Annotated in this window: 22 protein-coding genes; 10 read left to right on the top strand and 12 right to left on the bottom strand. The window is 52.3% G+C overall.

The window, feature by feature from the left end:
* On the bottom strand, positions 1–220 hold a 220-nt coding region (locus ACNKIB_RS14315), incomplete at its 3' end, for a hypothetical protein (protein WP_417911249.1).
* A gap of 102 nt (positions 221–322) precedes the next feature.
* Between ACNKIB_RS14315 and ACNKIB_RS14320 the strand changes: the two genes are divergently transcribed.
* Positions 323–832, top strand: coding sequence for a hypothetical protein (locus ACNKIB_RS14320; RefSeq protein WP_417911250.1), 510 nt, complete (start codon positions 323–325; stop codon positions 830–832).
* A gap of 187 nt (positions 833–1,019) precedes the next feature.
* Here the strand turns inward: ACNKIB_RS14320 and ACNKIB_RS14325 are convergent, their stop codons facing one another.
* A complete protein-coding gene (locus ACNKIB_RS14325) occupies positions 1,020–1,346 on the bottom strand; it encodes a hypothetical protein (RefSeq protein WP_417911251.1) in 327 nt (108 codons plus the stop codon).
* Positions 1,347–1,379: 33 nt separating this feature from the next.
* Here ACNKIB_RS14325 and ACNKIB_RS14330 point away from each other — a divergent pair, with 33 nt between their 5' ends.
* From ACNKIB_RS14330 to ACNKIB_RS14355, 6 genes are all read left to right on the top strand, one after another.
* Positions 1,380–2,660, top strand: a complete 1,281-nt coding sequence (locus tag ACNKIB_RS14330) for a M18 family aminopeptidase (RefSeq protein WP_417911252.1) — start codon at positions 1,380–1,382, stop codon at positions 2,658–2,660.
* Positions 2,661–2,883: 223 nt separating this feature from the next.
* On the top strand, positions 2,884–5,100 hold the full coding sequence (locus ACNKIB_RS14335; protein ID WP_417911253.1) for a molybdopterin-containing oxidoreductase family protein: 2,217 nt from the start codon (positions 2,884–2,886) through the stop codon (positions 5,098–5,100).
* Positions 5,101–5,103: 3 nt separating this feature from the next.
* Complete coding sequence (locus ACNKIB_RS14340; protein ID WP_417911254.1) at positions 5,104–5,661, top strand: 4Fe-4S dicluster domain-containing protein; 558 nt, start codon at positions 5,104–5,106, stop codon at positions 5,659–5,661.
* Between the two features lie 12 nt (positions 5,662–5,673).
* Positions 5,674–6,648 carry an NrfD/PsrC family molybdoenzyme membrane anchor subunit gene (gene nrfD, locus ACNKIB_RS14345; protein ID WP_417911255.1) on the top strand — a complete coding sequence of 325 codons (975 nt, stop codon included), beginning with the start codon at positions 5,674–5,676 and terminating at the stop codon, positions 6,646–6,648.
* Positions 6,649–7,030: 382 nt separating this feature from the next.
* A complete protein-coding gene (locus tag ACNKIB_RS14350) occupies positions 7,031–8,614 on the top strand; it encodes a Gfo/Idh/MocA family oxidoreductase (protein WP_417911274.1) in 1,584 nt (527 codons plus the stop codon).
* Positions 8,607–9,794, top strand: coding sequence for a glycosyltransferase (locus ACNKIB_RS14355; protein ID WP_417911256.1), 1,188 nt, complete (start codon positions 8,607–8,609; stop codon positions 9,792–9,794). Before ACNKIB_RS14350 ends, ACNKIB_RS14355 begins: the two co-directional genes overlap by 8 nt.
* On the opposite strand, the gene ACNKIB_RS14360 is transcribed toward ACNKIB_RS14355, so the two are convergent.
* Entirely contained in the window at positions 9,787–10,617 is an 831-nt protein-coding gene (locus ACNKIB_RS14360) for a hypothetical protein (RefSeq protein ID WP_417911257.1), read from the bottom strand. The two genes, ACNKIB_RS14355 and ACNKIB_RS14360, sit on opposite strands and share 8 nt — an antisense overlap.
* A gap of 33 nt (positions 10,618–10,650) precedes the next feature.
* On the opposite strand from ACNKIB_RS14360, the gene ACNKIB_RS14365 reads away from it, so the two are divergent.
* On the top strand, positions 10,651–11,766 hold the full coding sequence (locus ACNKIB_RS14365; RefSeq protein ID WP_417911258.1) for an AI-2E family transporter: 1,116 nt from the start codon (positions 10,651–10,653) through the stop codon (positions 11,764–11,766).
* 24 nt (positions 11,767–11,790) lie between these two features.
* Here ACNKIB_RS14365 and ACNKIB_RS14370 read toward each other — a convergent pair whose 3' ends face one another.
* Positions 11,791–14,664: a M16 family metallopeptidase gene (locus tag ACNKIB_RS14370; protein WP_417911259.1), complete on the bottom strand. Its 2,874-nt coding sequence runs from the start codon at positions 14,662–14,664 to the stop codon at positions 11,791–11,793.
* 253 nt (positions 14,665–14,917) lie between these two features.
* Positions 14,918–15,739, bottom strand: a complete 822-nt coding sequence (locus ACNKIB_RS14375) for a leucine-rich repeat domain-containing protein (protein ID WP_417911260.1) — start codon at positions 15,737–15,739, stop codon at positions 14,918–14,920.
* Positions 15,740–16,121: 382 nt separating this feature from the next.
* Here ACNKIB_RS14375 and ACNKIB_RS14380 point away from each other — a divergent pair, with 382 nt between their 5' ends.
* On the top strand, positions 16,122–16,937 hold the full coding sequence (locus ACNKIB_RS14380) for an SDR family NAD(P)-dependent oxidoreductase (RefSeq protein WP_417911261.1): 816 nt from the start codon (positions 16,122–16,124) through the stop codon (positions 16,935–16,937).
* 72 nt (positions 16,938–17,009) lie between these two features.
* Here ACNKIB_RS14380 and ACNKIB_RS14385 read toward each other — a convergent pair whose 3' ends face one another.
* Positions 17,010–17,348, bottom strand: a complete 339-nt coding sequence (locus ACNKIB_RS14385; protein ID WP_417911262.1) for a P-II family nitrogen regulator — start codon at positions 17,346–17,348, stop codon at positions 17,010–17,012.
* Between the two features lie 27 nt (positions 17,349–17,375).
* Complete coding sequence (locus ACNKIB_RS14390) at positions 17,376–18,611, bottom strand: ammonium transporter (protein ID WP_417911263.1); 1,236 nt, start codon at positions 18,609–18,611, stop codon at positions 17,376–17,378.
* A 463-nt stretch (positions 18,612–19,074) separates the two neighbouring features.
* On the opposite strand from ACNKIB_RS14390, the gene ACNKIB_RS14395 reads away from it, so the two are divergent.
* On the top strand, positions 19,075–19,914 hold the full coding sequence (locus tag ACNKIB_RS14395; RefSeq protein WP_417911264.1) for a delta-class carbonic anhydrase: 840 nt from the start codon (positions 19,075–19,077) through the stop codon (positions 19,912–19,914).
* A gap of 521 nt (positions 19,915–20,435) precedes the next feature.
* On the opposite strand, the gene ACNKIB_RS14400 is transcribed toward ACNKIB_RS14395, so the two are convergent.
* The 5 genes from ACNKIB_RS14400 to ACNKIB_RS14420 all read right to left on the bottom strand — a co-directional run bounded on the left by ACNKIB_RS14400 (position 20,436) and on the right by ACNKIB_RS14420 (position 22,229).
* On the bottom strand, positions 20,436–20,657 hold the full coding sequence (locus tag ACNKIB_RS14400) for a Nif11-like leader peptide family natural product precursor (protein ID WP_417911265.1): 222 nt from the start codon (positions 20,655–20,657) through the stop codon (positions 20,436–20,438).
* Between the two features lie 27 nt (positions 20,658–20,684).
* Positions 20,685–20,888, bottom strand: a complete 204-nt coding sequence (locus ACNKIB_RS14405) for a hypothetical protein (RefSeq protein ID WP_417911266.1) — start codon at positions 20,886–20,888, stop codon at positions 20,685–20,687.
* Positions 20,889–21,010: 122 nt separating this feature from the next.
* The gene (locus ACNKIB_RS14410; RefSeq protein ID WP_417911267.1) at positions 21,011–21,442 is read right to left on the bottom strand and encodes a hypothetical protein; all 432 of its coding nucleotides are present in this window, start codon (positions 21,440–21,442) and stop codon (positions 21,011–21,013) included.
* Positions 21,426–21,914 (bottom strand): GNAT family N-acetyltransferase, encoded by a 489-nt coding sequence (locus ACNKIB_RS14415; RefSeq protein WP_417911268.1) that lies wholly within the window; start codon positions 21,912–21,914, stop codon positions 21,426–21,428. Before ACNKIB_RS14415 ends, ACNKIB_RS14410 begins: the two co-directional genes overlap by 17 nt.
* Positions 21,915–21,923: 9 nt before the next feature.
* Positions 21,924–22,229, bottom strand: a complete 306-nt coding sequence (locus ACNKIB_RS14420; RefSeq protein WP_417911269.1) for a (2Fe-2S) ferredoxin domain-containing protein — start codon at positions 22,227–22,229, stop codon at positions 21,924–21,926.
* Positions 22,230–22,232: the final 3 nt, after the last annotated feature.

Raw genomic sequence — 22,232 nt, forward strand, 5'->3', positions numbered from 1 at the left:
AGTAGGTGATAAGGGCGCAACCGGCGATCAAGGCCCGCAAGGTCTGATTGGCGACAAAGGCCCGGTAGGTGATAAGGGCGCAACCGGCGATCAAGGCCCGCAAGGTCTGATTGGCGACAAAGGCCCGGTAGGTGATAAGGGCGCAACCGGCGATCAAGGCCCGCAAGGTCTGATTGGCGACAAAGGCCCAGTAGGTGATAAGGGCGCAACCGGCGATCAAGGACAACCTGGTGTTCAAGGCCCAATAGGCGAACGCGGCCCAGTAGGCCCAAGTGGTGCTTGCGTACTGCCACCGTTGCAAAAGTGTTTAGCGGGAGAAGTGATGATAGGTATCGAGGCTAATGGCAAAATCATCTGTAGTACTCCTCCGCCTAGCCCTGATGAAGATGAAGATGGATGTGAAACAGCGTTTGCCGTTGGTGAAACAACACTAAATGACCCAGCCCTTGGTCTTAATACCAACCGGTGGGGATGGCAGATTACTGTACCTGAGATAGTTCCTCCTGCTGCTAACGTAGAGTTCTCAAAAGATATTTATGCCGGTGCCGGAGGGAACGATACCAACAAAGGAACAAAAGTAGGTACATTGCAGGTCGCATATAACGGCAGCGAAGTTAATGTCGCCTTCATGATGGACAGCGGTTACAAGATGAATGAGACGCATCTCTATGTTGGAAACGTTACAGTGCCAACCGCAGCACCAGGGCAGTACGGTGGTAGTGGTCCTACTTCAGATCCAAAGGATAAGGAGATAGTCACATACACGCGGCCCATGAGCGGTGCTCCGGTGTACGTTGTTGCCCATGCAGTGGTTTGCGGGGATGGCAAGTGACACTGGCATCAGTTGTTGAGTAAAGGGATAACTCCTTAACCTCAAAACAAGGGGCAGGCTCGAAAGGGCACTGCCCCTTTTGGTATTTAGGATCATTGCCTTCACCTCAACGCACCATTTCTACCCGGTTTGAAAGGAGTTTGGCCGAGTAAAACTCCTTTGCAACCGAGCCAAACTCCTTTCCGGCTTACTTCAACTCCTTTCTTAGTCGGCAGAACTCCTCTGCGGCTTGGCCAAACTCCTTTGGTAGTCGGCCAGACTCCTTTTCTGCCGAGTACAACTCCTTTCCTAATCGGCCAAACTCCTCTGCAAGTCGGCCAGACTTCTTTCTTGCCGAGCAAAACTCCTCTGAAAGTTGGCCGAACTCCTTTGCGGCCAAGCCGAACTTCTTGCCGACCGAGTATAATTCGAGCCGGATTTGCTTGGCGGCCAGCAAACCCCAACAGGGGAACCAACAAAACGCGCGCCATTCTCTTGCCCTCCGCAGCGCATTCGTGCTAAAGTCCAACATCATTTGCTCACTAAAGCCTCTTTTGGGTACTACGCCATGTTGCCGTATGATACTTGCCTTGCCGACCTGATCAGCTTCCTGCACTCCTCGCCGACTGCGTTTCATGCCGCTGCCAATGCCGCTGCCCTGCTAACAAAGCAGGGTTTTGTCCAACTGCATGAGCAGGAGAATTGGCCTGACCTGCCAGCTGGCAAGTATTTCGTTCTCCGCAATGACTCCAGCCTGATTGGCTTCACCTGGCAAGGCGGGCAGACCAAGAGTGGCTTTAGGATGATCGGGGCGCACACTGATAGCCCTGGCCTGAAGGTCAAACCAAATCCGTTGCGCAAGGAGCAAAACTGCCTACAGCTGGGGGTGGAGATCTACGGTGGCGCACTGCTCCGTCCTTGGTTTGACCGGGAGCTGTCGCTCGCAGGCCGGATCTTTTGGCAGGATGCAGACAGCAGGCTGCACTCGGCTCTGCTTGATTTCCAGCGGCCTGTGGGCATCATTCCCAATCTTGCTATCCATCTCAACCGCGAGGCGAACAAGCAGCAGGAGATCAACACGCAGACCGACATGGTACCCTTGATTGGTCTCGCCGATGACAACAAGGTAGATTTTCAGCAGCTCCTGCGGGAGCAATTGCATCGCCAGTATCCTGAAGCCGTACCCGCCGGGTTCATCGACCATGAGCTGTACTTTTACGATGCCAATCCGCCGTCGCTCGTTGGACTGAACAGTGAGTTGATTACTGGCGCACGGCTGGACAATCTGGTCTCCTGCTTTGCCGCTCTCCAGGCTCTGCTGAACGCTGCTGTTGACGAAAACTGCCTGATTGTTCTCTATGACCACGAAGAAGTGGGCAGCACATCGGCTGTTGGCGCACAAGGGCCGTTTCTCCGGGATATCCTGGAACGCTTGCTCCCGAACAGCGAGGCCCGCCAGACCGCCTTGCGCAGTTCCTTCTTGATCTCAGCAGATAATGCCCATGCGGTGCATCCCAACTACGCAGCCAAGCACGATCCGCAGCATCTGCCCTATTTAGGCAAGGGGCCGGTGATCAAGTTCAACGCCAACCAGCGCTATGCAACCAATGCGGCCTCAGCTGCCCGCTTCCGCCAGCTCTGCACACTGGCTGGAGTGCCGGTGCAGGAGTTTGTCTCCCGCAGTGACATGGCTTGCGGTTCCACTATTGGGCCGCTCACTGCCGCTGGGATTGGTATTGAGACGGTGGATGTCGGCATCCCCTCGCTGGCCATGCACTCTATCCGAGAAACCGCCGCCTGCATCGACTGCTGGCATCTCTGTCGGGTGCTGTTGTGCTTCTTCCAGTAAAGTAGAGCTGGCACCTTGTGGCAGGGAAAATAAAACGAAAGAGAAAACAGCAAGTTTGGAGAAATGCCTGCTGGTGTCTGTTGACAGGGTGCCACAATTTGGTGTACAAGCAATCTCCAATCTGACTCACATTATCTGATCTATATCTGAATTATTCCCTAACAGTGCTTTTGACCGGAGCAGTAGGCCGGTTGTGGAACCTTTTACAACTAAGGAGAAGATCATGGCTTTTTCGAGGAGAAATTTTCTCAAATACGCCGCCATGTCCGCCGGAGGCACGCTGATTGCCGACACGCCGTTCTTCTCGGCCCGCGCCAGGGCTGAGGCAGAGGGTGGCAATGTCAGGTATGTGCCAACGAGCTGCGAGATGTGCTTCTGGAAATGCGGCGCAATCGCCAAGGTGGAGAAGGACAAAGACGGCAAGGATGTGGTGGTAAAGCTGGAAGGCAACCCATTGCATCCGCAAAGCATGGGCAGACTCTGCGCCCGTGGCCAGGCCGGTATTGGTCAGCTCTACGACAAAGACCGCCTGAAAAGGCCGATGATCCGCACTGGCGAGCGCGGCGACGGCAAATACAAGGAAGTGAGCTGGGAAGAAGCCTTCAGCTACACCGCAGAGAAGCTCAAGGCGATAGTGGCGAAAGAAGGGCCTGAGTCGGTCGCCATGCTGTCGCACGGTTCGCCGGGTGATTACTTCACCATCCTGCTCAAGGCAATGGGTTCTGGCAACATTGCCTTTTCCTCCTATGCTCAATGCAAGGGTATCCGTGATACAGCCTGGGAGCTGACTTACGGCCACAAGCCTGGTTCGAGCTGTGAGCGGGTTGATCTGAAAAACAGTCGGGTCATTGTGCTGATCGGCACCCATTTGGGTGAGAACATGCACAACTCCCAGACGCAGGAGTTCGCCGAGGCCGTGGGCAATGGCTGCAAGATCATCTGTGTTGATCCCCGCTATTCCACCGCTGCCTCAAAAGCCTCGCTGTGGCTGCCGATTAAACCCGGTACTGATACGGCCTTGTTGCTGACTTGGATGAACATCCTCATCACGGAAGAGCTGTATGACAAAGCCTATATCGAGCAGTACGCCATCGGCTTTGAGCAGCTGAAAGAGGCTGTCAAAGAATATACCCCTGATTGGTGCGCTAAGGAGACCGATTTGCCTGAAGCTGACATCATTGAGGCAGCACGGGATTTAGGCCGCTACGCACCCAACGTGGTGATTCATCCTGGCCGCCATGTGGCCTGGTATGGCAACGATGCCCAGCGTTCGCGGGCAACGGCCATGCTCAATGCCTTGCTCGGTACTTGGGGTCGTCCTGGTGGCATGTGGCTGCCTGCTAAAGGCAAATTTCCTGCATTTAGCGATGGCGCACCTGAATATCCCTCTACCAATAAAGAGAAACCGCCGGTAATCAAAGGTGATTATCCTTTTGCTGGTGGCGAGGGACTGACCCAAGTAGTGCGAGACACGATCATCACTGGCAAGCCCTATCCGATTAAGGCCTTGTTTGTCTGCGGTACAGACATGATTAAGGCACTGCCTGCGCCAGACCTGACCCGCAAAGCCATTGCCAATCTTGAGTTGATGGTGGCAGTCGATATCATGCCCTCAGAAACAACGATGATGGCTGATGTCATCCTGCCTGAATGCACCTACCTGGAGCGGCACGACGGCCTGTTCAAGGTTGAGGTTCGCGAGGCGGGCGTGGGTATCCGTCAACCTGCAATTCAGCCGATGTATGATACCAAGCCTGCTTGGTGGATCGCCAGTGAGCTGTGCAAAAAGATGGGCTTGGCTGACTACGCCGTAAAAGATAGCTGGGAAGAGCGGATGAAGCGGCAGGCGAAGGCGTGGGGCATCAGCTATGAAGAGCTGGTCGATCAAGGATATGTCAGCCAGCCCAACAGTGCCGCACCCTACATCACTGCCGACAATCAGCCTGTCTTCAAAACGCCGTCAGAGAAGATCGAGCTGTTCAGTGCAGATCTGGAGGAGCACAACTTTGATCCGGTACCCAAGTACGAGCCAACTGAGGAGCCAGGCAAGGGGATGTATCGCTTGCTTTATGGCCGCAGCCCGGTCCACACCTTCAGTCGCACGATCAACGATCAATGGCTATGGGAACTCCATAAGGAGAACCAGGTCTGGTTGAACAAGAAGGAAGCCGAACAGCTTGGCCTGCAAGACAAGCAATATGTCCGCCTGGAGAATCAGGATAAGGTAGTCAGCGAGCGGATTCAAGTCAAAGTGACTGAGCGCATCCGCCGTGACTGCGTTTATATGGTGCATGGCTTCGGCCATAATTCGGAACGCCTAAGCCGGGCACACAAACGTGGTGCCGACGACCAGCAGCTCATAACTCGATATAAAGTAGATCCGATCACCGGTGGCACTGGGATGCGGGTTAACTTTGTGAAGATTATCAAGGAGGCCTGATAAATGCCCAGATATGTCATGGTCATTGACCAGTCACGGTGCGTAGGCTGTATGGCCTGCGTGGTGGCCTGTAAACGTGAGAACGATGTTCCTGCCGAGCACTACCGCACCCGCGTCGTAGAGATGGTGCGCGGTGAATTCCCTCGGCTCAGGAGTGAGCTGCGCTCCGAGCTGTGCAACCACTGCGACCGGCCTCCCTGCGTGAACATCTGCCCCACTGGGGCCTCGTACAAGCAGGCAGACGGTACTGTCCAGATCAACCACCGCAAATGTGTGGGCTGCAAAGCCTGCATCACGGCTTGCCCCTATGATGTCCGCTACATCAATGAAGAACATGGCTATGCGGACAAATGCTCCTTCTGCCAACACCGGCTCAAGGAAGGCAAAGAGCCTGCCTGCGTTGCCACCTGTATTGGGAGATCGAGGATGTTTGGCGATCTCGATGACCCGAACAGTGAAGTGAGCAAAATCCTGCGCGAGAATAGCGGGCGGGTACTCAAGCAAGAGGTTGGCACAAAGCCGAATGTCTATTACATTAACCAGTTTCCTCGGAAGAGCTGAGGAGGACGAACTATGGAACTAAACATCGTTGGCTCCAATGCCATCACCTACCCGGCTCTGCACGTCTGGGACTGGCGAGTGGCCATTTATCTCTTCTTGGGTGGCCTTTCTGGCGGTCTCATGACCATGAGTGCCATCAACTATCTCCGCCCCAAACAACAAGCTTTGGATAGCACCTGCTCTTGGCAGATTCCAGTGCTGGCTCCAATCCTGCTCACCATTGGCCTTTTCTTTCTCAACCTCGATCTGGAACGGAAGCTCAACGCCTTCTGGTTCTACCTGACCTTCAAGCCAGTCTCACCGATGAGCTGGGGTGCATGGATAGTCTTTGTCATCTATCCACTGATGATCCTTTATGCGCTGGCCTCGTTACCCAAAGACGTAAAAGGTAAGATCAAGTATCCTGCGATCAGGAACGCGGCAGATACCTTGCAGCCCTATCTCCTTCCTTTGGCCAAAGTCAATGTGATCGCAGGCATCATGCTGGCGATTTACACTGGCATTCTCCTTAGCACACTGGTGGCGCGGCCTCTGTGGAACTCGGCTATTCTGCCGGTTCTCTTTCTCACCAGCGGGATGAGTGCTGGCGCGGCGGTGATGATCATTGTTGCACAAACCAAAGAGGTGAAGCTGTTCTTCACCAAGATTGATATCTGGCTGATCATCGGTGAGTTAGTTGTGCTGCTGCTGTTCTTTTACGGGCATTACACTGGCGATGCAGCGCATCGTCAGGCCATCATGCCGTTCTTCAACACTTCCCATGAATTCTTCCCGTACTTCCTTAGTATTGTTGCCTTGGGCGTGTGTCTGCCGTTGGCGATAGTCCTTAAGTTCCTGGAAGTCACTGGCGATCACACTGCTGAGGTCAGCACCTCTGGTTTATTGATGATGAATGCCAGCGCATTACTGGTACTGCTTGGTAGCGTGGTCATCCGCTTTGCCGTGGTTTATGCTGGCCAGTTGTCTGGTTACGGCGGGTATATGTAAGCCCTCTGCCGGAAATCTGGCCCACCAAGCCGCTGGACTGTCTTGAACAGAGACGGTTCAGCGGCTTGCTTTTTTATAGCCTCTGCCTCTATGTGTATGAACCTCTCAAATTCATAGCATGACTGTCTGGAACTCATGCTCATGACTGTTAGGCACTCATGTACATGGCTGTCGACAGTCATACGTATGATTACCTAGCAGTCATACTCATGATTGTCTGGTACTCATGCTCATGAAGCTGTCAGGCTCATGTACACGGAACTCCATCGCCGCTGTTCCAGTCGCTTGCCGGGGTATGATTTATTCCTTTGACAGATCCAGCGCAGCGGAATACTCTGGCCTTATCGTCAGTCAACAACGTGCTTCGCAGAACAAGATCATCATGCACACTCAAAATATCGCTGTCGTTGGTACTGGTTACTGGGGCAAAAACCTTGTCCGCAATTTCTCTCATCTTGGCGCACTCCGCATGATTTGCGATATCAGCCAAGAGGCAGTCGAGAAATTCATAGCCCAGTATCCTGGTACGGTTGGGGTTCATTCCTATCACGAGGTACTGGCAGACAAAGCCGTACAAGGCGTTGTCTTAGCCACGCCTGCGGCTAGTCATGCGGCAATGTGCCAACAGGCCCTGCTTGCAGGTAAAGATGTTTATGTGGAAAAGCCGCTCTGCTTAAGCGAGGAGGAAGGTGCAGAGCTGATCGCTTTAGCTGAACAGCAAGGCCGGATATTGATGGTTGGGCATTTGCTTTGGTATCATCCTGTGGTGCTCAAGCTCAAAGAGCTGATTGATGCAGGTGCGTTGGGCAGGATTCAGTACATCTATTCCAACCGGCTTAACCTGGGCAAGCTACGGCGCGAGGAGAATGTTCTCTGGTCTTTTGCCCCACATGACATCTCGGTTATCCTTGGCTTGCTTGGCGAAATGCCTGAATCCATCCAAGCCCAAGGCGGTAACTATCTGCATCGCAAGATTGCTGACACCACAGTCAGTTTGCTGAACTTTGCCAGTGGTGTGCGCGCGCATATCTTTGTCTCCTGGCTGCATCCCTTTAAGGAGCAAAAGCTGGTGGTGGTGGGTGACAAGAAAATGGCGGTCTTTGACGACACTGCGCTGTGGCCGGACAAGCTCCTGCTCTACCCGCATTCGGTGGAGTGGGCGGGCAACATTCCTGTGGCGCATAAGGCAGAGGCAGAGAAGGTGACTTTACCAGAAAGCGAACCGCTGCGGGCTGAGTGCCAGGCCTTTCTTGACGCGATTGCCAGCCGCAAGCCGCCTTATACCGATGGTAAAGAAGGACTCAATGTCCTCAAGGTGCTCAACCGCTGTCAGCACGCTTTAGAAAGCGGAGCAACGGTGGTAGTTGAGCAGTCTGTAGAGGAAAAGAAGTATCGGGCACATGCCAGTGCGGTGATTGATCACAACACGGTCATTGGCCAAGGCACACAGATCTGGCATTTCAGTCACATCTTGTCTGGGACAGAGATCGGCGCAGAATGCAGCATTGGCCAGAATGCTGTTCTTGGCCCTAATGTGCGCGTGGGCCGTGGCTGCAAGATTCAAAACAACGTCTCGGTCTATGAGGGCGTGACTCTCGAGGAGTATATCTTCTGCGGGCCGTCAATGGTCTTTACCAATGTCTATAACCCGCGCTGCGAATTCCCCCGGAAAGCTGAGTACCGCCAGACCTTAGTCAAGAGAGGGGCGACGATCGGGGCCAACTGCACCGTGGTTTGCGGTATAACCATTGGCAGCTATGCCTTCATTGCGGCGGGAGCAGTAGTAAAGGCGGATGTGCCTGACTTTGCCCTGATGGTTGGCTGTCCAGCCCGACAGATCGGTTGGATGAGTCGCTTTGGCGAGCGACTTGACCTGCCACTGCACGGCAACGGCGAGGCAGTCTGTCCGCACACAGGAGAGCGGTATCAACTGACGGACAACCAGGTGCATATTGTCTATGGATAAGCAGCCGCTCAAGATACTCCTGCTCACTACCTCGTATCCGCTGACCAGGGAATCACGGAGCGGCATCTTTATTCACAAGATGCTTGAACAGTTGCCTGCTGACATCCATGTCACGGTGCTGACCCCAGATGATAGCAGTAATACACAAGACTGCCTTGTCTCGCCACGCTGTACAGTGCGCCGGTTCCGCTATGCACCTAAAGGCTGGCAGCAGCTAGCGCATGGTTCTGGCGGGATCACTGCATCTCTTGCCGCAAGCAAGCTGCATCTCTTGCTCTTGCCGCCGCTGCTGTTCTCCTGCTTCCTCATGACGTGTTGGTATGCCAGGCGGGTAGATCTCATCCACGCCAACTGGTCAATCAATGGGCTGATTGCAGGCATGGTCGGGCTGATCTTTAATAAACCCGTCGTCACTACTCTGCGCGGCAGTGATGTCAACTTAGCAGAAAAATCTTGGGTAATGCGCCAGCTCGCAGGCAGTTGCCTCAGTCACAGCAGATCGGTAGTCACGGTCAGCCCAACCTTGAAGCAGGTGCTTGTCCAGCACTTCCCTGGCTATGCCAACAAGATCAGGGTGATTGCCAACGGCATTGATGCGGCCTTTTACGCAGCTGGCGAACATAGGGCTACAGACAGCACTGTGCGCTTCCTCTCTGCGGGCAATTTGGTTGCTGGCAAAGGGGTGCAGGTGATTCTGGAGGCAGTCGCTGCATTACCTGCTTCGGCAGCAAACTGGCACTTAGATATAGTTGGTGATGGCCCAGAGCGAAATGCTCTGGAAGCCTTTTGCCAAGCCAGCGGTTTACAAGCTCAGGTGAGCTTCCACGGCTCTGTGCCCCCAGAACAAATGCCAGAGTTCATGCGCCGTGCTGATGCCTTTGTCTTTGCCAGCTTTGCGGAGGGCAGACCCAACGTCGTGCTTGAGGCAATGGCTGCTGGACTGCCGGTCTTGGCCAGTAACATCCCAGCCGTGCAAGAGCTGATTGAGCACGGCAAACACGGCTTCCTGTTTCCGCCTGGCAAGGCAGAGCAACTGGCGCAGCACCTGGTGTATTGCCTCAATCATCCAGGAGAACGGCAACTGCTCGGTCGCAATGCCAGGCAGTCGCTTGAAGCCCAGGTTGTAAGCTGGCAGGAAACCGCCAGTCAATACGCCGCTCTGTATCAGGCCATCAGTTAGGCAGATCTTCCGTTGTACCCAACACCAGAGCGACAATCCTCTTCTTAGTGGCCTTGTCCAGTTCGTCTGGTTCCTTCCAGCTGATGAACTGCTCAAGCACCCGCATGTAATCGCCATTGTCCTGCTTGCACTGGGCGCAGACCGACTCAGCTTGATCGCGGTACATGATGATCTTGCTGGCTGGCTCGCCTGCCAGGCTCACGGCTGCCATCTTGCGGCAACCGCAGTCCAGCCGGATAACTGCTACGCCCACTGCCTCTGGGCTGCCTTCGATGATGCCGGCAATCATCGCCTTTTCGCCCTGTTCTGGGCTTCTGTGTGCTTTGGGATTCTTCATAGAGATGGTGGAATGTGCTGGTGTGCTCTTGAGATATAGCCAGGAGAACTGCTCTGCCGCTGATTGTACTCCAACCTGTGGCATCTCCTCAAGGGGAAGAACGTAAGGGAAGAGTCCTGCTCGTTTGCCAAGGAGTTTAGCTCGGTAAGAAAGGAGTTCTACTCGGCAGAAGAGCAGTTCGGCTTGGCCAAACTGCTTTCCAAGTCGGCCACAAAGGAGTTTGGCCGACTCCAACTCCTTTCCTAGTCGGCAGAACTCCTTTGCTTCCGAGTACAATTCCTTGCCAAATCGGCAGAACTCCTTTGATACTCGGCCAAACTGCTTTGCTGCCGAGTACAACTCCTTTCCAAATCGGCAGAACTCCTTTGCTACTCGGCCAAACTGCTTTGCCAGCGAGTAAGAAAGGAGCAGTAACTCAGGGGAATGTAAAAAACACTGCAACAGAAAATTGACGAACAGGCAGAAAACCGGCATAGTAGAGATCATCTGACCAGAGAGGTACAAAGGAGAAAACCAAAAATGATGAAACATCCCCAGCTGAAAAAGATCATCCTCTTGATCATGGTTGCCTTGATCTCTGCCTTGTTTCTGGCCATGATCCGGCAGTTTCTGATGGCGATCTTTATGGCCGGGCTATTCTCCGCCATGACTACCCCACTCCACCGGCGACTGACCCAGCACCTGCAAGGCCGAGAGAACTTGGCCTCTATCCTGATTATCGTTGCGATCTTCGCTCTGATCTTGGTGCCGCTAGGTGTTCTAGTTGGCGTAGTCGTCAGTCAGGCCATGGATGTAGGCCAGTCCGTGACTCCTTGGGTAGAGTCCTTTGTCAAAGAGCCAGGCTTACTGAGCGGCTACATGGAGAAAATTCCCCATTACCAGGAGATCCTGCCCTACCGGGACATGATTTTTGGCAAAGCCGGTGAAGTAGTCAGCAATATCTCAACCATGCTGATCAACTCGCTTTCATCCATTGCCAAGATGACGCTGAATGCCCTGGTTAATGTGGTGATCATGCTGTATGTGATGTTTTACTTCCTCACCACTGGCGATGTGGTGCTTAAGAAGATCCTGTACTATCTGCCCATGAGCCATGAGGACGAGGAGTTGCTCCTACGCCGCTTCACCTCTGTGGCCAGAGCGACCATGAAGTCCACGCTTATCATCGGCATCCTCCAAGGCGGCTTGTGCGGTCTGGCCTTTGCCTTTGCTGGGCTGCCTTGGGCTGCTTTTTGGGGAACCGTGATGGCGGTGCTGTCGATCATCCCTGTCGTGGGGACTGCTGGAGTCTGGGTACCTGCGCTGATCATCCTTGCCGTAAAAGGGGACTTCTCTGGCGTGATCATTCTGGCAGTGATCTGTGGTGCTGTGGCCGGCAATTTGGATAATCTGCTCCGGCCCCGGCTGGTGGGTAAAGATACCGAGATGCACGACCTTTTCGTCCTCTTTGGCACCCTAGGCGGCATTACCATGTTTGGTATTCTCGGGATTATCATTGGCCCGATTATCGCCGCCCTCTTTATTACTATTTGGGAGATTTATGGAGATGCTTTTCGTGACTATCTCCCAGCTGTGGGCGATCTCAGGGATAAGGACTTGCTGGAAGATAAGGTTGAGGAGATCAGGCTTGCCTAATCTCCCTGGGCTGTACAGCCACTCTTATTCTTTCTTGGGCAGGAGAATCACCTCAGCTGCTTTGGCTGGCTGGAGGTATTGGGCAGCTAAGGCGGTGATCTCCTCTGCTTTGATGGAGCTAAAATCAGCTTGGAGGGTGAGTGGCCATTCGAGCCTCTGTGGGTGGCGATGGGAGTTAATCAGCACGGATTCAAGCCAGTAGCGGTTAGTGCGCACCATATCTCGAATGGAAGTCAGAGAAGGCTCTAAGGCCCGGGTCAACTCCTCGGCTGTCACCTTGCCTTGAGCCAGTTGCGCACCTGCCTGTTTAAGCTTAGTAGCCAGCACCGGAGCTTGTTTCGGTTCAGCCAGCAGCACACTGCGCAGCACGCCATAGCCTGGATCAACCAGGCTGGGTTGGTTATAAACATAGGGCGAATAAGCTACGCCCAGTTCCTCCCGAATCTGCTTACGCAGCCGGTCGTCCAGCACTGCTGCCAGCACGTTGAGTCGCCTGGTGCGAGCGATATCCCAGAAGTCAGCCGTGGGCCAAGCGACAGTAATCTGGGCCTTGTCAGTGGCGGTAGTCACCTGCTCGGTCAGGCTTTTGCCAGAGGGAAAGACAATCTGCTCACCCTTGCCCTGCTGGCTACCTTTGCGCTCCTCAGAAAAATACTTTCCAGCCAGTTGCAGAACCTGTTCCTTGTCAAAATCACCAACTACAGAGATCTCCAGCGGCGCATTTTTCAGCACCGGCGCAAGCCATTCCTCGACATCAGCCAAGGTCAGCTTCTTCAGAGTTTCCAGCGGTACAACGCCGTAGCGCGGATTACCGCCTGCGAGGAACTGCTCGCCCTTCAGCTGCATCACACCTTCGACTGAACTCTGCATCTGGGCATAGATATGCTCTACTTTCCGTAGCACTCGTGCAAATGCATCCGCACGAAAGGCTGGATCATGCAGATGGGTATGCAGCAGCTGGAAGAGCAAGTCCGTCTCCTCTTTCAACCCAGATCCCTTGAACTGAAAGCTGTCCTCGCCTACCTCAAAGTGCACGGTACTCGTATACTTGGCCAGGGCAGCCTTTAACTGCTCCTGCTCCAACTTACCTACCCCACTTTCTGGGACAAGCATTCGCGCCAGCAAGCTTAAGCCAGGCTTGGGTTGCGAGAGTTCGCCTTGGCCAAAGGCTACAGCGACTTGCAGCTCATTGGGTTCAAAGTCTGTCTTCTTCAGGTTCAAAATCAGACCATTGCTGAACACATAACGTTCTGCGCCGATCTTGTCGTAAGCAATCTGCTGCACAACCTGGGCTGTTGCCGCCGGTGGGTCAAGATAGGGAAAGACTACCTTCTCGTCCTGTTCCCAGGGCGTGAGTTCAGCCGCCTCAGCAGTCTTGAAGGCAGCAAGGATCGTCTCCTCGACTTTCTGTCCATCTTGGCCTGGCTTGAGTGCTGCCGTTCCAGCAACTTTAATTACCTGCCGTTCATGCCAAAGACTACGGAAGACCGCATTGACTTCGGTTACAGTCAGCTTGGCTAACGCTGGGCCGTACAGCTCCATCTCTTGCTGTGGGGATAACGGCACTTCATTATCATTCAGATCGTGAATAAGTTCTGCGGCCAGCGCATCGCTCTTCTGGCTGGCAGCAGATTGGACGCGCTCCCGCAGTGCGCTGAGGATTTCCTGCTTGGCGCGTTCCAGCTCATCTTCACTAAAGCCAACATTTAAGGCCTGCCGCAGGGCCATATTTAAAGCGGCCAAGGTTTCTTGCCACTTGTTGCCATCGGTTTTAGCTTGCAAGGCAGTCAAGCCAAAGCGTCCGACTATTCTATCAACATAGAAACTGGCACTGGTCATTGGACTATCCTTACTCTTGATCAAGCGTTGCAGACGGTAGTAGAACATAGTCGTAGCCACATTCTCCTGCAATTCACGCAGGGCAACAGCTTGCGTAAAGGCTTCTGGCTCGGTATTCCAAACAGAACCAATACTGATCTCTGTATAGCCAAGATCAGGTTCAAACTGATAAAAGGCCTCAGTACCCTTTTCTGCAACCTTGCCCAAGTCAGGACAAACTGGCGGCTGTTTACTCTTAACCTTAAGTGGGTTAAAGTATTTACTAATCAGCTCTTGCAATAAGGGGACATCAGCATCACCAACCACAACCAGGATCATGTTATCAGGTCGATACCACTGCTCATAGTATTGCCGCAGGAGAGCCGCATCAGCCTTTTTTAGCACCTCATCTACGCCAATCACATCTCGCTGTGCCACCAATGTGCCAGCAAAGACCTGCTCGATATCTGCCTTAAAGATCCGGCTTGTTGCTGAGTCACGTTCACGTTTTTCCGATAAGATGATGCCGCGTTCCCTGTTGACCTCTTTCGGCAGCAGGAGGGCACCACCTGCATAGTCAGCCAGGAGTTGCAGACCCTTGCTCAAGGTCTTGCGCTCGCTATTTGGCAGGGTCAGCTGATAGACTGTTTCGTCATAGCTGGTATGGGCGTTATTATCTGAGCCAAAAGCCATACCAATAGACTGGAAATACTCCACCATCACCCCAGGCGGATAGTGACTCGTGCCATTAAACATCATGTGTTCTAAGTAATGCGCTAAACCGCGCTGCGTCTCTGTCTCATGAAGCGAACCGGACTTGATATTCAATTGCAGGCTCACTCGGCCTTTAGGTTCACGATTCACCAAGATAACTGAGCGAAGACCATTCTTGAGCGTACCAAAGATTAGGGCCGGATCAGGTTTAAGGTCACTCTGATCATGCGGCCAACCTTGAATGAGGCATGAGGCTACTGCCGGGACGGTTTCTTTGGCTGCAAGCGTGTCTGTACGCTGAAAGGGCAGCAGCAGGAACGTCAACAGGAGAACTGGCAGGAGGACAGATGACCGTCGCAGGTGCATAGTAAAGTCCGGTAGAAGAAAGGAGGCAAAAATGAAACGAACACAAACTTACTCAAAGTAAGCCATCTTTTTTAGGCCTCGTCCAGCAAAGAAGTAGCAACTGCAAGAAAAAAGTATGCAGGCAGAATCGCGCATCGATGCTGATGGCTATGGATCTGTAGCCATATCATGGCACCGTGTGCTACTACTCCGCACCTATTTCAGTATATTTATAAGGTTAAGGCTATAGGCACGACGAGCATCACTCCAGGAGCTAGTGCTTAAAGAAGAGTGCACAGAGCTGGCTCTCTGCCTGAAAGCTAGGGCAGAGTACACACCACTCCCGCACGCGCATTGAGCGAATACACTCAGCAAGGTCTCGACAGGGCGTAGTAGTCAGATGGCATAAGCTAACCTGTTTTTGTGCGTGGCTTCGCTTTCGTTTATTCTCCTGAAGCTGCTGGGATGCGGCAGCAACACTGTCTTGCTTGGCAAGGGTATGCAGTCTGCTTCTTAGGAGTTCTACTACTAGAGGGTTTCCCCACAAGGAGAGATAACGCAGGCACGGTAGGCTGAAGAGTTCTAATGGCAATGAGCTTAGGTTGTTCTTGTAGAGGCTCAGATGCGTTAGATGCGTTAGCTTGCTGATTGAAGACGGCAATGAAATGAGATCATTTTCGCTCAAGTCAAGACATTGCAGGTTTAGTAACTGGGATATTTGCTGCGGTAATTCTGTAAGGTGATTACAACCTAGGTCAAGCTCAATTAGATGAGGTAGCTCGCAGATCGCGGATGGTATGGAGGTAAAGTGATTCTTCCAAAGGAAGAGCTTTTCTAAATTCGTTAGCTGTCTTATTTCATCCGGTAACGACCGAAGCTGATTAAGACCTAGATGCAACTCTTTTAGATTGGTTAATTGGCCAATCTCAGGTGGTAAACATCTCAGATGGTTATTACAAAGGTTAAGCGAGACTAATTGATTAACCTGGAATACTTCTGGTGGCACTGTTGTCAGGTCTTTATCGCTGAGATCAAGCTCTATATTCTTGCTTTTCCTAACACGCTTAATCACTTTACTTTTTTCTTTGCTTAACATGGCTTGCCTCCAGCCAATAAAATACCTCCGTCCTCTGCAGACCGGATCGTTGCCTGCGCTATATATTGCAAAACGCATCCGACAAGCCTCCTTTTTTTGCTCTTGCCGTGCGATTGCGTGGAAAACGCAATTATACTAAACAGCTAAACTGAATCTGTCAAGAAAATGATGACGTATTTCGTGTATGAATAGATACAAAAGTGCTCATACAGCAACAGTGTGGCAGGAAGAAAATCTATGCAGATAGTTCGAGACGTGTTATGCTCTTATTAAGATAAGCACTTAGGCGAGAGCCAGATAAGCACTTATGCGTGAATGCGATAAGCACGATATCGCTGCCTAGATACGCATGAAGTCGGCAGCGTCTAAAAGGAGAAGGATAATGGAGCTTGCAGGTAAATATGGGCTGGTTCTTGGTGCAAGTCGAGGTATTGGACGAGCGATTGCCCGAAAACTGGCAGCAGAGGGTATGCAGCTCTGTTTACCGTGGTTTGACTGGCCTGCTTCAGTGCAAGAGATGGAGGCGGAATTTCATGGTCATTTGCTACTGCAAGCAGATTTGCGGGATGCTGAAAAAGTACGACTGATGGTGAAGCGCATTCATGATGAGTTCGCTGGTCTGCATGTTTTAGTCAATAATATTGAACGTGGCGGGATGCCAGTTGTCCACGGGGCTTATCATCGCCCAATTAACTGTGAACAGTGGCAGCTGGAAATGGATACTACACTGCACGCAAAATGGTTGGTCTTTGAGGCGTGTCTGCCGTTACTGCAGCAGGCAGAACAGGCAGCGGTGGTAAATGTATCGTCCATTGCCGCGATTACCGGACGTTCAGGCCCAGCAGGACTGTTGTTCAGTGATGGCTATGCGGTAGCCAATCGCGGCGTTAGCTCGCTAACAGAGAATTGGGCCAGGCTAGGCGCACCTACTATTCGGGTCAATGAAATCATGCTTGGCCTGATTGATACGCGGCATGGGACAGGCACGCGTGGCTGGAATTTACTCAGTGAAAAGGAGCAAGCGCAGTTACTGGAACACACTTTACTCAAGCGCACGGGTACACCAGAGGAAGTGGCCAATGCTGTGCTTTTTCTACTCCGGGATGCGGAATTTATGACCGGCGCAGTCCTACGTTTAGATGGCGGATTTATTCTCGGCAGCGAGGACCTGCCAGCAATGCCAGATGGGGTGTTGTAAAGAGGAAGGGCAAAATAAGAAAGGAGACTGCCTTGCGGTCAGTCTCCCTCTTTTTACTTGCGCTGTTATGGATTAAATCGCTGCTTCGCCGCGCTCGCCAGTACGCACCCGCACCACATCTTCCACGGGCAGGATGAAGATCTTGCCATCCCCGATCTTACCACTTAAAGCTGCCTCGCGGATCGCACTCACCACTTTCTCGGTTAACTCGGCTCGCACCACCAGCTCAATCTTAATCTTAGGATTGAACTCAACATGATACTCAGCTCCCCGATACATCTCTTTGTGCCCCTTCTGCCGACCATAGCCCTTGACCTCACTGATGGTCATGCCGGTGATGCCTAAGTTGTTCAGGGCCTCTTTGACATCATCAAGCTTGAAGGGTTTGATTATTGCTTCTATCTTTTTCATGGCGATAACACCTCCCTGGGGTGATCGTTAGATATTGTAGCCTACTTCATTATGCTGGGACAGATCAAGACCAACCACTTCGTCTTCCTCAGTGACCCTAAAGCCAACCAGCTTGTCTGTGATTTTCAGGATCAGCCAGGTGAGGATACCGGAGTAGGCGAATGTAACCAACACGCCGACTAACTGAATTCCTACCAGGCTTGGGTTGCCAAAGAAGAGGCCGTCTGCGCCTGCGGGATTGATGGCTTTCGAGGCAAAGAGACCTGTAGCGATTGCCCCCCAGGTACCGCCGCAGCCATGTACAGCTACTACGTCGAGCGCATCGTCATATTTGAATTTGCTCTTGAGGGAAATAGCCAGATAACACAGTACACCTGCCACCAGGCCGATAATTACCGCAGATACCGGACCAACAAAACCAGAAGCCGGGGTAATGGCTACCAGGCCTGCCACTGCGCCTGAAGCTGCACCCAGGGCAGTGGGTTTGCCATGCAGCCACCATTCTGCTGCAACCCAGGAGACCATTGCTGCTGCTGCTGCTATATGAGTGACAAAGAAGGCTGAACCTGCGATAGCATTAGCTGCACCTGCACTCCCTGCATTGAAACCAAACCAACCGAACCAGAGTATCCCCGCACCTAGCACACTCATACCCAAGCTATGTGGCAAAAAGGAATCTCTGCCGTAGCCCTTGCGTTTACCGATGAAGATGGCAGCAATCAGAGCGGCCATACCAGAATTCAGGTGTATGACTGTGCCGCCTGCGAAATCCAGTGCTCCAAGTTTGAGTAACCAGCCATCAGCTGCCCATACCCAGTGGCAGACCGGTAGATAGACTATCGTCGTCCACAAAAAAGTGAAAAGCAAGAAGCCACTGAATTTAATTCGCTCGGCAAAGGCACCAGTAATCAGAGCTGGGGTAATGCTGGCAAACATCAGCTGAAAAGCACAGAAAACTATATGCGGAATGCTGGTAGCATAGGTGCTGCTTGGCTCCAAGCCCACGCCGTCTAAAAAAGCCCAGCTCAGGTTGCCAATTACGCCGCCCACATCTGGCCCAAAGGCGATAGAATAGCCATACACCACCCACATCAGGCCAATCACGCCCAACGAGAAAAAGCTCTGCACTACAGTGGATAGCACGTTCTTGGAACGCACCAAACCGCCGTAAAACAGGGCTAGTCCGGGGGTCATGAACATGACCAGGGCCGCTGCAATCATCATAAACGCGGTGTCTCCCGCATTGATCGCACTCGGATTCATAACAGAGTCCTCCTCGAAAAGATAAAGTTATTGATGCGTTTCTTGCCGGGACACATTGACTGGAAGGCTTACAAAACGTTCTTCATCCCATCCTGGTCTTTTGCTTTGCCGGTCGCTTTCACTCTGTGTAGTAGCAAAATGTATGCCATTTTTGCAGCAAGATTATTTATACATTACGAACAATACGTTGGCTATCTAGGCAAGTGCTACCATGCTTCTGTTGCGAAACATTACAAACAAATATGTAGAAATTTTTCAGTCATAGCTATCAAATTTGTCGCAAGTAAACATTCGCTTTGGTAACTACGCACAAAGCTAACGCTCTGGCTGCTGGAATTGAAAAAGCTGTAGCTGCTCTTGACTTTTGTACTTTACCAGGCATAGAATGAATCATTCTTGGCAACCTAAATAGCCTTGAGTGGTAGCGATGCTAATATTAAATTTAAAACATAAGGATATGACTATGAAGCAGACAAGATCGTTTCAGTTTTTTGCGCTTTTTATCGCGCTTGGACTTACCTCCTGCGTAGGTGTATGGAAAAAAAATACATCTCATAACGAAAAACCTTCAGATGCGATACCGTGCAAAACAGCTGGCCCGCAGACTCCGAGAGATATAGACAGTAAGATAGGGACGAACAAGATAGTCTTTCCTGTTGCTCCGATCTACAGCGAGTTGAATCTCTGTAACATCCATTTCCATGTCAACGCTGAACATAAAGGGGAAAATTTCTCTCTTGAGGCAGGAGCAGGAGATCATGGTCACGGCGGTGGCTATAAATGCACAGATACCCCCTCTCTGACCAAGGAAGAACTGAAGTCACCTAATGGTAGCATCTGTGAAGGGTTGAAGCCAGGCGACACCATTGAGGTGCATTGGGTGCATAGTTCCTGCGGAGATGTTCAACCGGGCGAGACACTGAAATCCTGTCTGTCTGAAAAATGTCAGAAGCCCAGCTTACGCGTCGAGGCTCAGGTTTTCTTGGTGGTTAACGATCCAACCGCATTGAATTTCAATGATCTTTCCTATGACGGCAATATCGTTAACGGACGACATCAGGCAAAAGCGATACCAGCCGGCACCGGCATTCCAGTAGAGTTCCTCGGATCAACGACAGGGGAGAAATATAACAATGAGCAATGCTCACCCTTGCAGGTAACTTGGAATGTACGTCCACAATGTGCCAAAGTTGACATCAATAGCCTCGGCAAATGGTGCGAACACAATGTGTTTAAAGAACATCACGGGCACGGTGCGAGAGAATTAGTCACAGACCCAAGTCTGCTGTCTGAGATTAAATAGCCCATCTTGTGCAAGTCGTCTCCTGCAAGCCGTTGCCAGAAATGTACTCGGTAAGAAAGAAGTTTGGCCAAGCCGCAAAGGAGTTCTGCCGACTTGAAGAGGAGTTTTACTCGGCAGGAAAGGAATCTTAGTCGGCAAAAAAGGAGTCTGGCCGACTCGCAAAGGAGTTCGGCTAAGCCGCAGAGGAGTTCTGCCGACTAAGAAAGGAGTCTTGGTCGGTAGAAAAGAAGTTTGGCCGACTTGCAAAGGAGTTTGAGTAAGCCGGAAAGGAGTCCGGCTCGGTTACAAAGGAGTTTTGCCGAGTATAACTCCTTGGCAACCGAGTAAAAAAGGAGCCTTTTGCCAGAGAAAAGCGTTGCGCTGAGGGAAAACAGCAGTGCTAGCTGGAGCTAATCAAGGCTCGGTAAGACTGTAAATTCAGCGACCTACTCAAATTGCCTCGACTGCCCTTCGCCTTCTGTCCAACGCAACTAGGGCTGAAGCAGCCCTTGCCGCTGCTGCTTCAGCCTAGCCTTTTCCTCTTACGACCACCAAATCGACCGCTTAGGCGGGTTGCCGTATTTTTCAAAGACATCGCCCGACTCCTTCAGCACCGCCTCGAGTTCCTCGACTGTAAAGCTGTAGCCGTCCTGAGCAGCCAGCGCGACAAATTCCTCCTTAGTGGCTGGAACGTCGTATTTCGCCTTAATCTTTTTGTCTTTGCCGCCAGCTGTTAGCAGCTTTTCTACGTCCGCTTTTGCCATGATCTGACCTCTCCTAGAAGGCTTTTGTTATTTGAATGCTGAGGGGAAAAAATCAATCCGCACGCTTTCCTCGCTGTCCTGCGTCAAAGCATAGAAGTTGCCGTCATTGAGGCGCATTTCCCGTTCCTGGGCCGCCTGCTTGAGCAGGATAATTTTGCCCTGCACCAGTTCCTGCTCTGCGTCACGGTTGACATGGAGCAGCAGACAGTTGCTGGCCTCGGTGAACTGCAACAGGAAGGCGTTATGGTTGAGGAAAACCCATAGACATGGGCGATGTTCATGCCCGCTGATTCGACGATTTCCTTGATCACACCAAGTTTTCGTTCTGGCATATATTGAACCGGATTGCTGGGTTAAAGAAGCTCATTCACCACCAAGTCGCGTAGCCTCCCAGCCAATTTCAGCATAGCCGGGATTTCCTCCTGGGTTGGCGGGCGGATATTGAAGGCATCAAGATCGCAAATTTCCTGATATTTGTCTAAAGCCAGCAGGCCCTCGCCGATCTCCCCCATTCTGCCGGGAAAGGTGTTCTCCATCGCCTCGACCAGATCGCCCATGGTGTGATTGTAGGGCAGTGCCCCGTGCCGCATCAGTGCAGCCATGACGAATTTTTCTATCGCCATGGCGATAAGATTGTAGAGGATCTCTGGGGTGAAGGAGGGCACAGCTTTCTGGTGTGCCCCTCTCGCGGTCTTCAGATACCCCTCGCCGTGCTGGAAATACTCCTCCCAGCCCTTGATCGGCTGGAGTGCGGTCAGCGGTATCAGATCAGTCCGGCCTTGCATCACCACTCTCCTGAAGAAATTTCCGCAGACAGATAAGCTGCGTAGTCTGCCAACCAACTCTTTGGTAAAAGGCCAGAGCAGCGGCATTGGTTCGGTCTGCCAGCAAGTGCAGGCGACTAGCTCCGCAACTTGCCGCCCACTCGCCGATGGCATTCAAGAGCTGCTTGCCAATTCCTTGCCTCTGCCATTCCGGCAGCACCATCACGTCTTCGATCACCGCTGCTGGGCCGCCCTCTGCCGTGGAAATCAGCAACTGGCCAGTGCAAAAGCCGATCACCCGCTCTCCCTTCTCCGCAACCAACACTGCGGCATGATGGTGTTCCGCCAGCAGCAGCTCTAGCCCCTGTTGCTGCTTGGCTGAATCCGCGACAAAATCCTGTTCAATACTGAACAGCAGCCCCAGCAAGCCGACCAAGGCAGGAATGTCCGCAGACTTTGCCCGGCGGATGACGATTTGCTCTGGTGCGTTCATGAACGCGACTCAGTCGGAAATCAGGTATTTGCTTGCTGGTTTGCCCTGTTCGAGGCCGTCGAGAATAGCATCAATGGCCTCCTTGCTGTTCACGCCGCCAAACCACCAGTTTTCTGGCTGCACGACCATTACCGGACCTTTCTCGCACTGTTTGAGACAGGAGGTGGCCGTGATAAGACAATCCAGGCCTCTATCCAGAACCTCTTCCTCGATGTATTGCAAAAAGCCTTCGCTCTGTTTGTGACAGAGACCTTTTTTGTCACCTGCTACCCGAAAACTCTGACAGAGCAGAATCTGCCGTTTAGGTATTGCCATTTC

The sequence above is a fragment of the Candidatus Electronema sp. PJ genome (assembly GCF_048287395.1).
Taxonomy (GTDB): domain Bacteria; phylum Desulfobacterota; class Desulfobulbia; order Desulfobulbales; family Desulfobulbaceae; genus Electronema.

Excerpts from the sequence above, each read along its gene's own strand:
- ACNKIB_RS14320 (WP_417911250.1), top strand. The coding sequence starts at position 323 with ATGATAGGTATCGAGGCTAATGGCAAAATCATCTGTAGTACTCCTCCG.
- ACNKIB_RS14325 (WP_417911251.1), bottom strand. The coding sequence starts at position 1,346 with ATGATGTTGGACTTTAGCACGAATGCGCTGCGGAGGGCAAGAGAATGG.
- ACNKIB_RS14330 (WP_417911252.1), top strand. The coding sequence starts at position 1,380 with ATGTTGCCGTATGATACTTGCCTTGCCGACCTGATCAGCTTCCTGCAC.
- ACNKIB_RS14335 (WP_417911253.1), top strand. The coding sequence starts at position 2,884 with ATGGCTTTTTCGAGGAGAAATTTTCTCAAATACGCCGCCATGTCCGCC.
- ACNKIB_RS14340 (WP_417911254.1), top strand. The coding sequence starts at position 5,104 with ATGCCCAGATATGTCATGGTCATTGACCAGTCACGGTGCGTAGGCTGT.
- nrfD (WP_417911255.1), top strand. The coding sequence starts at position 5,674 with ATGGAACTAAACATCGTTGGCTCCAATGCCATCACCTACCCGGCTCTG.
- ACNKIB_RS14350 (WP_417911274.1), top strand. The coding sequence starts at position 7,031 with ATGCACACTCAAAATATCGCTGTCGTTGGTACTGGTTACTGGGGCAAA.
- ACNKIB_RS14355 (WP_417911256.1), top strand. The coding sequence starts at position 8,607 with ATGGATAAGCAGCCGCTCAAGATACTCCTGCTCACTACCTCGTATCCG.
- ACNKIB_RS14360 (WP_417911257.1), bottom strand. The coding sequence starts at position 10,617 with ATGATCTCTACTATGCCGGTTTTCTGCCTGTTCGTCAATTTTCTGTTG.
- ACNKIB_RS14365 (WP_417911258.1), top strand. The coding sequence starts at position 10,651 with ATGATGAAACATCCCCAGCTGAAAAAGATCATCCTCTTGATCATGGTT.
- ACNKIB_RS14370 (WP_417911259.1), bottom strand. The coding sequence starts at position 14,664 with ATGCACCTGCGACGGTCATCTGTCCTCCTGCCAGTTCTCCTGTTGACG.
- ACNKIB_RS14375 (WP_417911260.1), bottom strand. The coding sequence starts at position 15,739 with ATGTTAAGCAAAGAAAAAAGTAAAGTGATTAAGCGTGTTAGGAAAAGC.
- ACNKIB_RS14380 (WP_417911261.1), top strand. The coding sequence starts at position 16,122 with ATGGAGCTTGCAGGTAAATATGGGCTGGTTCTTGGTGCAAGTCGAGGT.
- ACNKIB_RS14385 (WP_417911262.1), bottom strand. The coding sequence starts at position 17,348 with ATGAAAAAGATAGAAGCAATAATCAAACCCTTCAAGCTTGATGATGTC.
- ACNKIB_RS14390 (WP_417911263.1), bottom strand. The coding sequence starts at position 18,611 with ATGAATCCGAGTGCGATCAATGCGGGAGACACCGCGTTTATGATGATT.
- ACNKIB_RS14395 (WP_417911264.1), top strand. The coding sequence starts at position 19,075 with ATGAAGCAGACAAGATCGTTTCAGTTTTTTGCGCTTTTTATCGCGCTT.
- ACNKIB_RS14400 (WP_417911265.1), bottom strand. The coding sequence starts at position 20,657 with ATGGCAAAAGCGGACGTAGAAAAGCTGCTAACAGCTGGCGGCAAAGAC.
- ACNKIB_RS14410 (WP_417911267.1), bottom strand. The coding sequence starts at position 21,442 with ATGCAAGGCCGGACTGATCTGATACCGCTGACCGCACTCCAGCCGATC.
- ACNKIB_RS14415 (WP_417911268.1), bottom strand. The coding sequence starts at position 21,914 with ATGAACGCACCAGAGCAAATCGTCATCCGCCGGGCAAAGTCTGCGGAC.
- ACNKIB_RS14420 (WP_417911269.1), bottom strand. The coding sequence starts at position 22,229 with ATGGCAATACCTAAACGGCAGATTCTGCTCTGTCAGAGTTTTCGGGTA.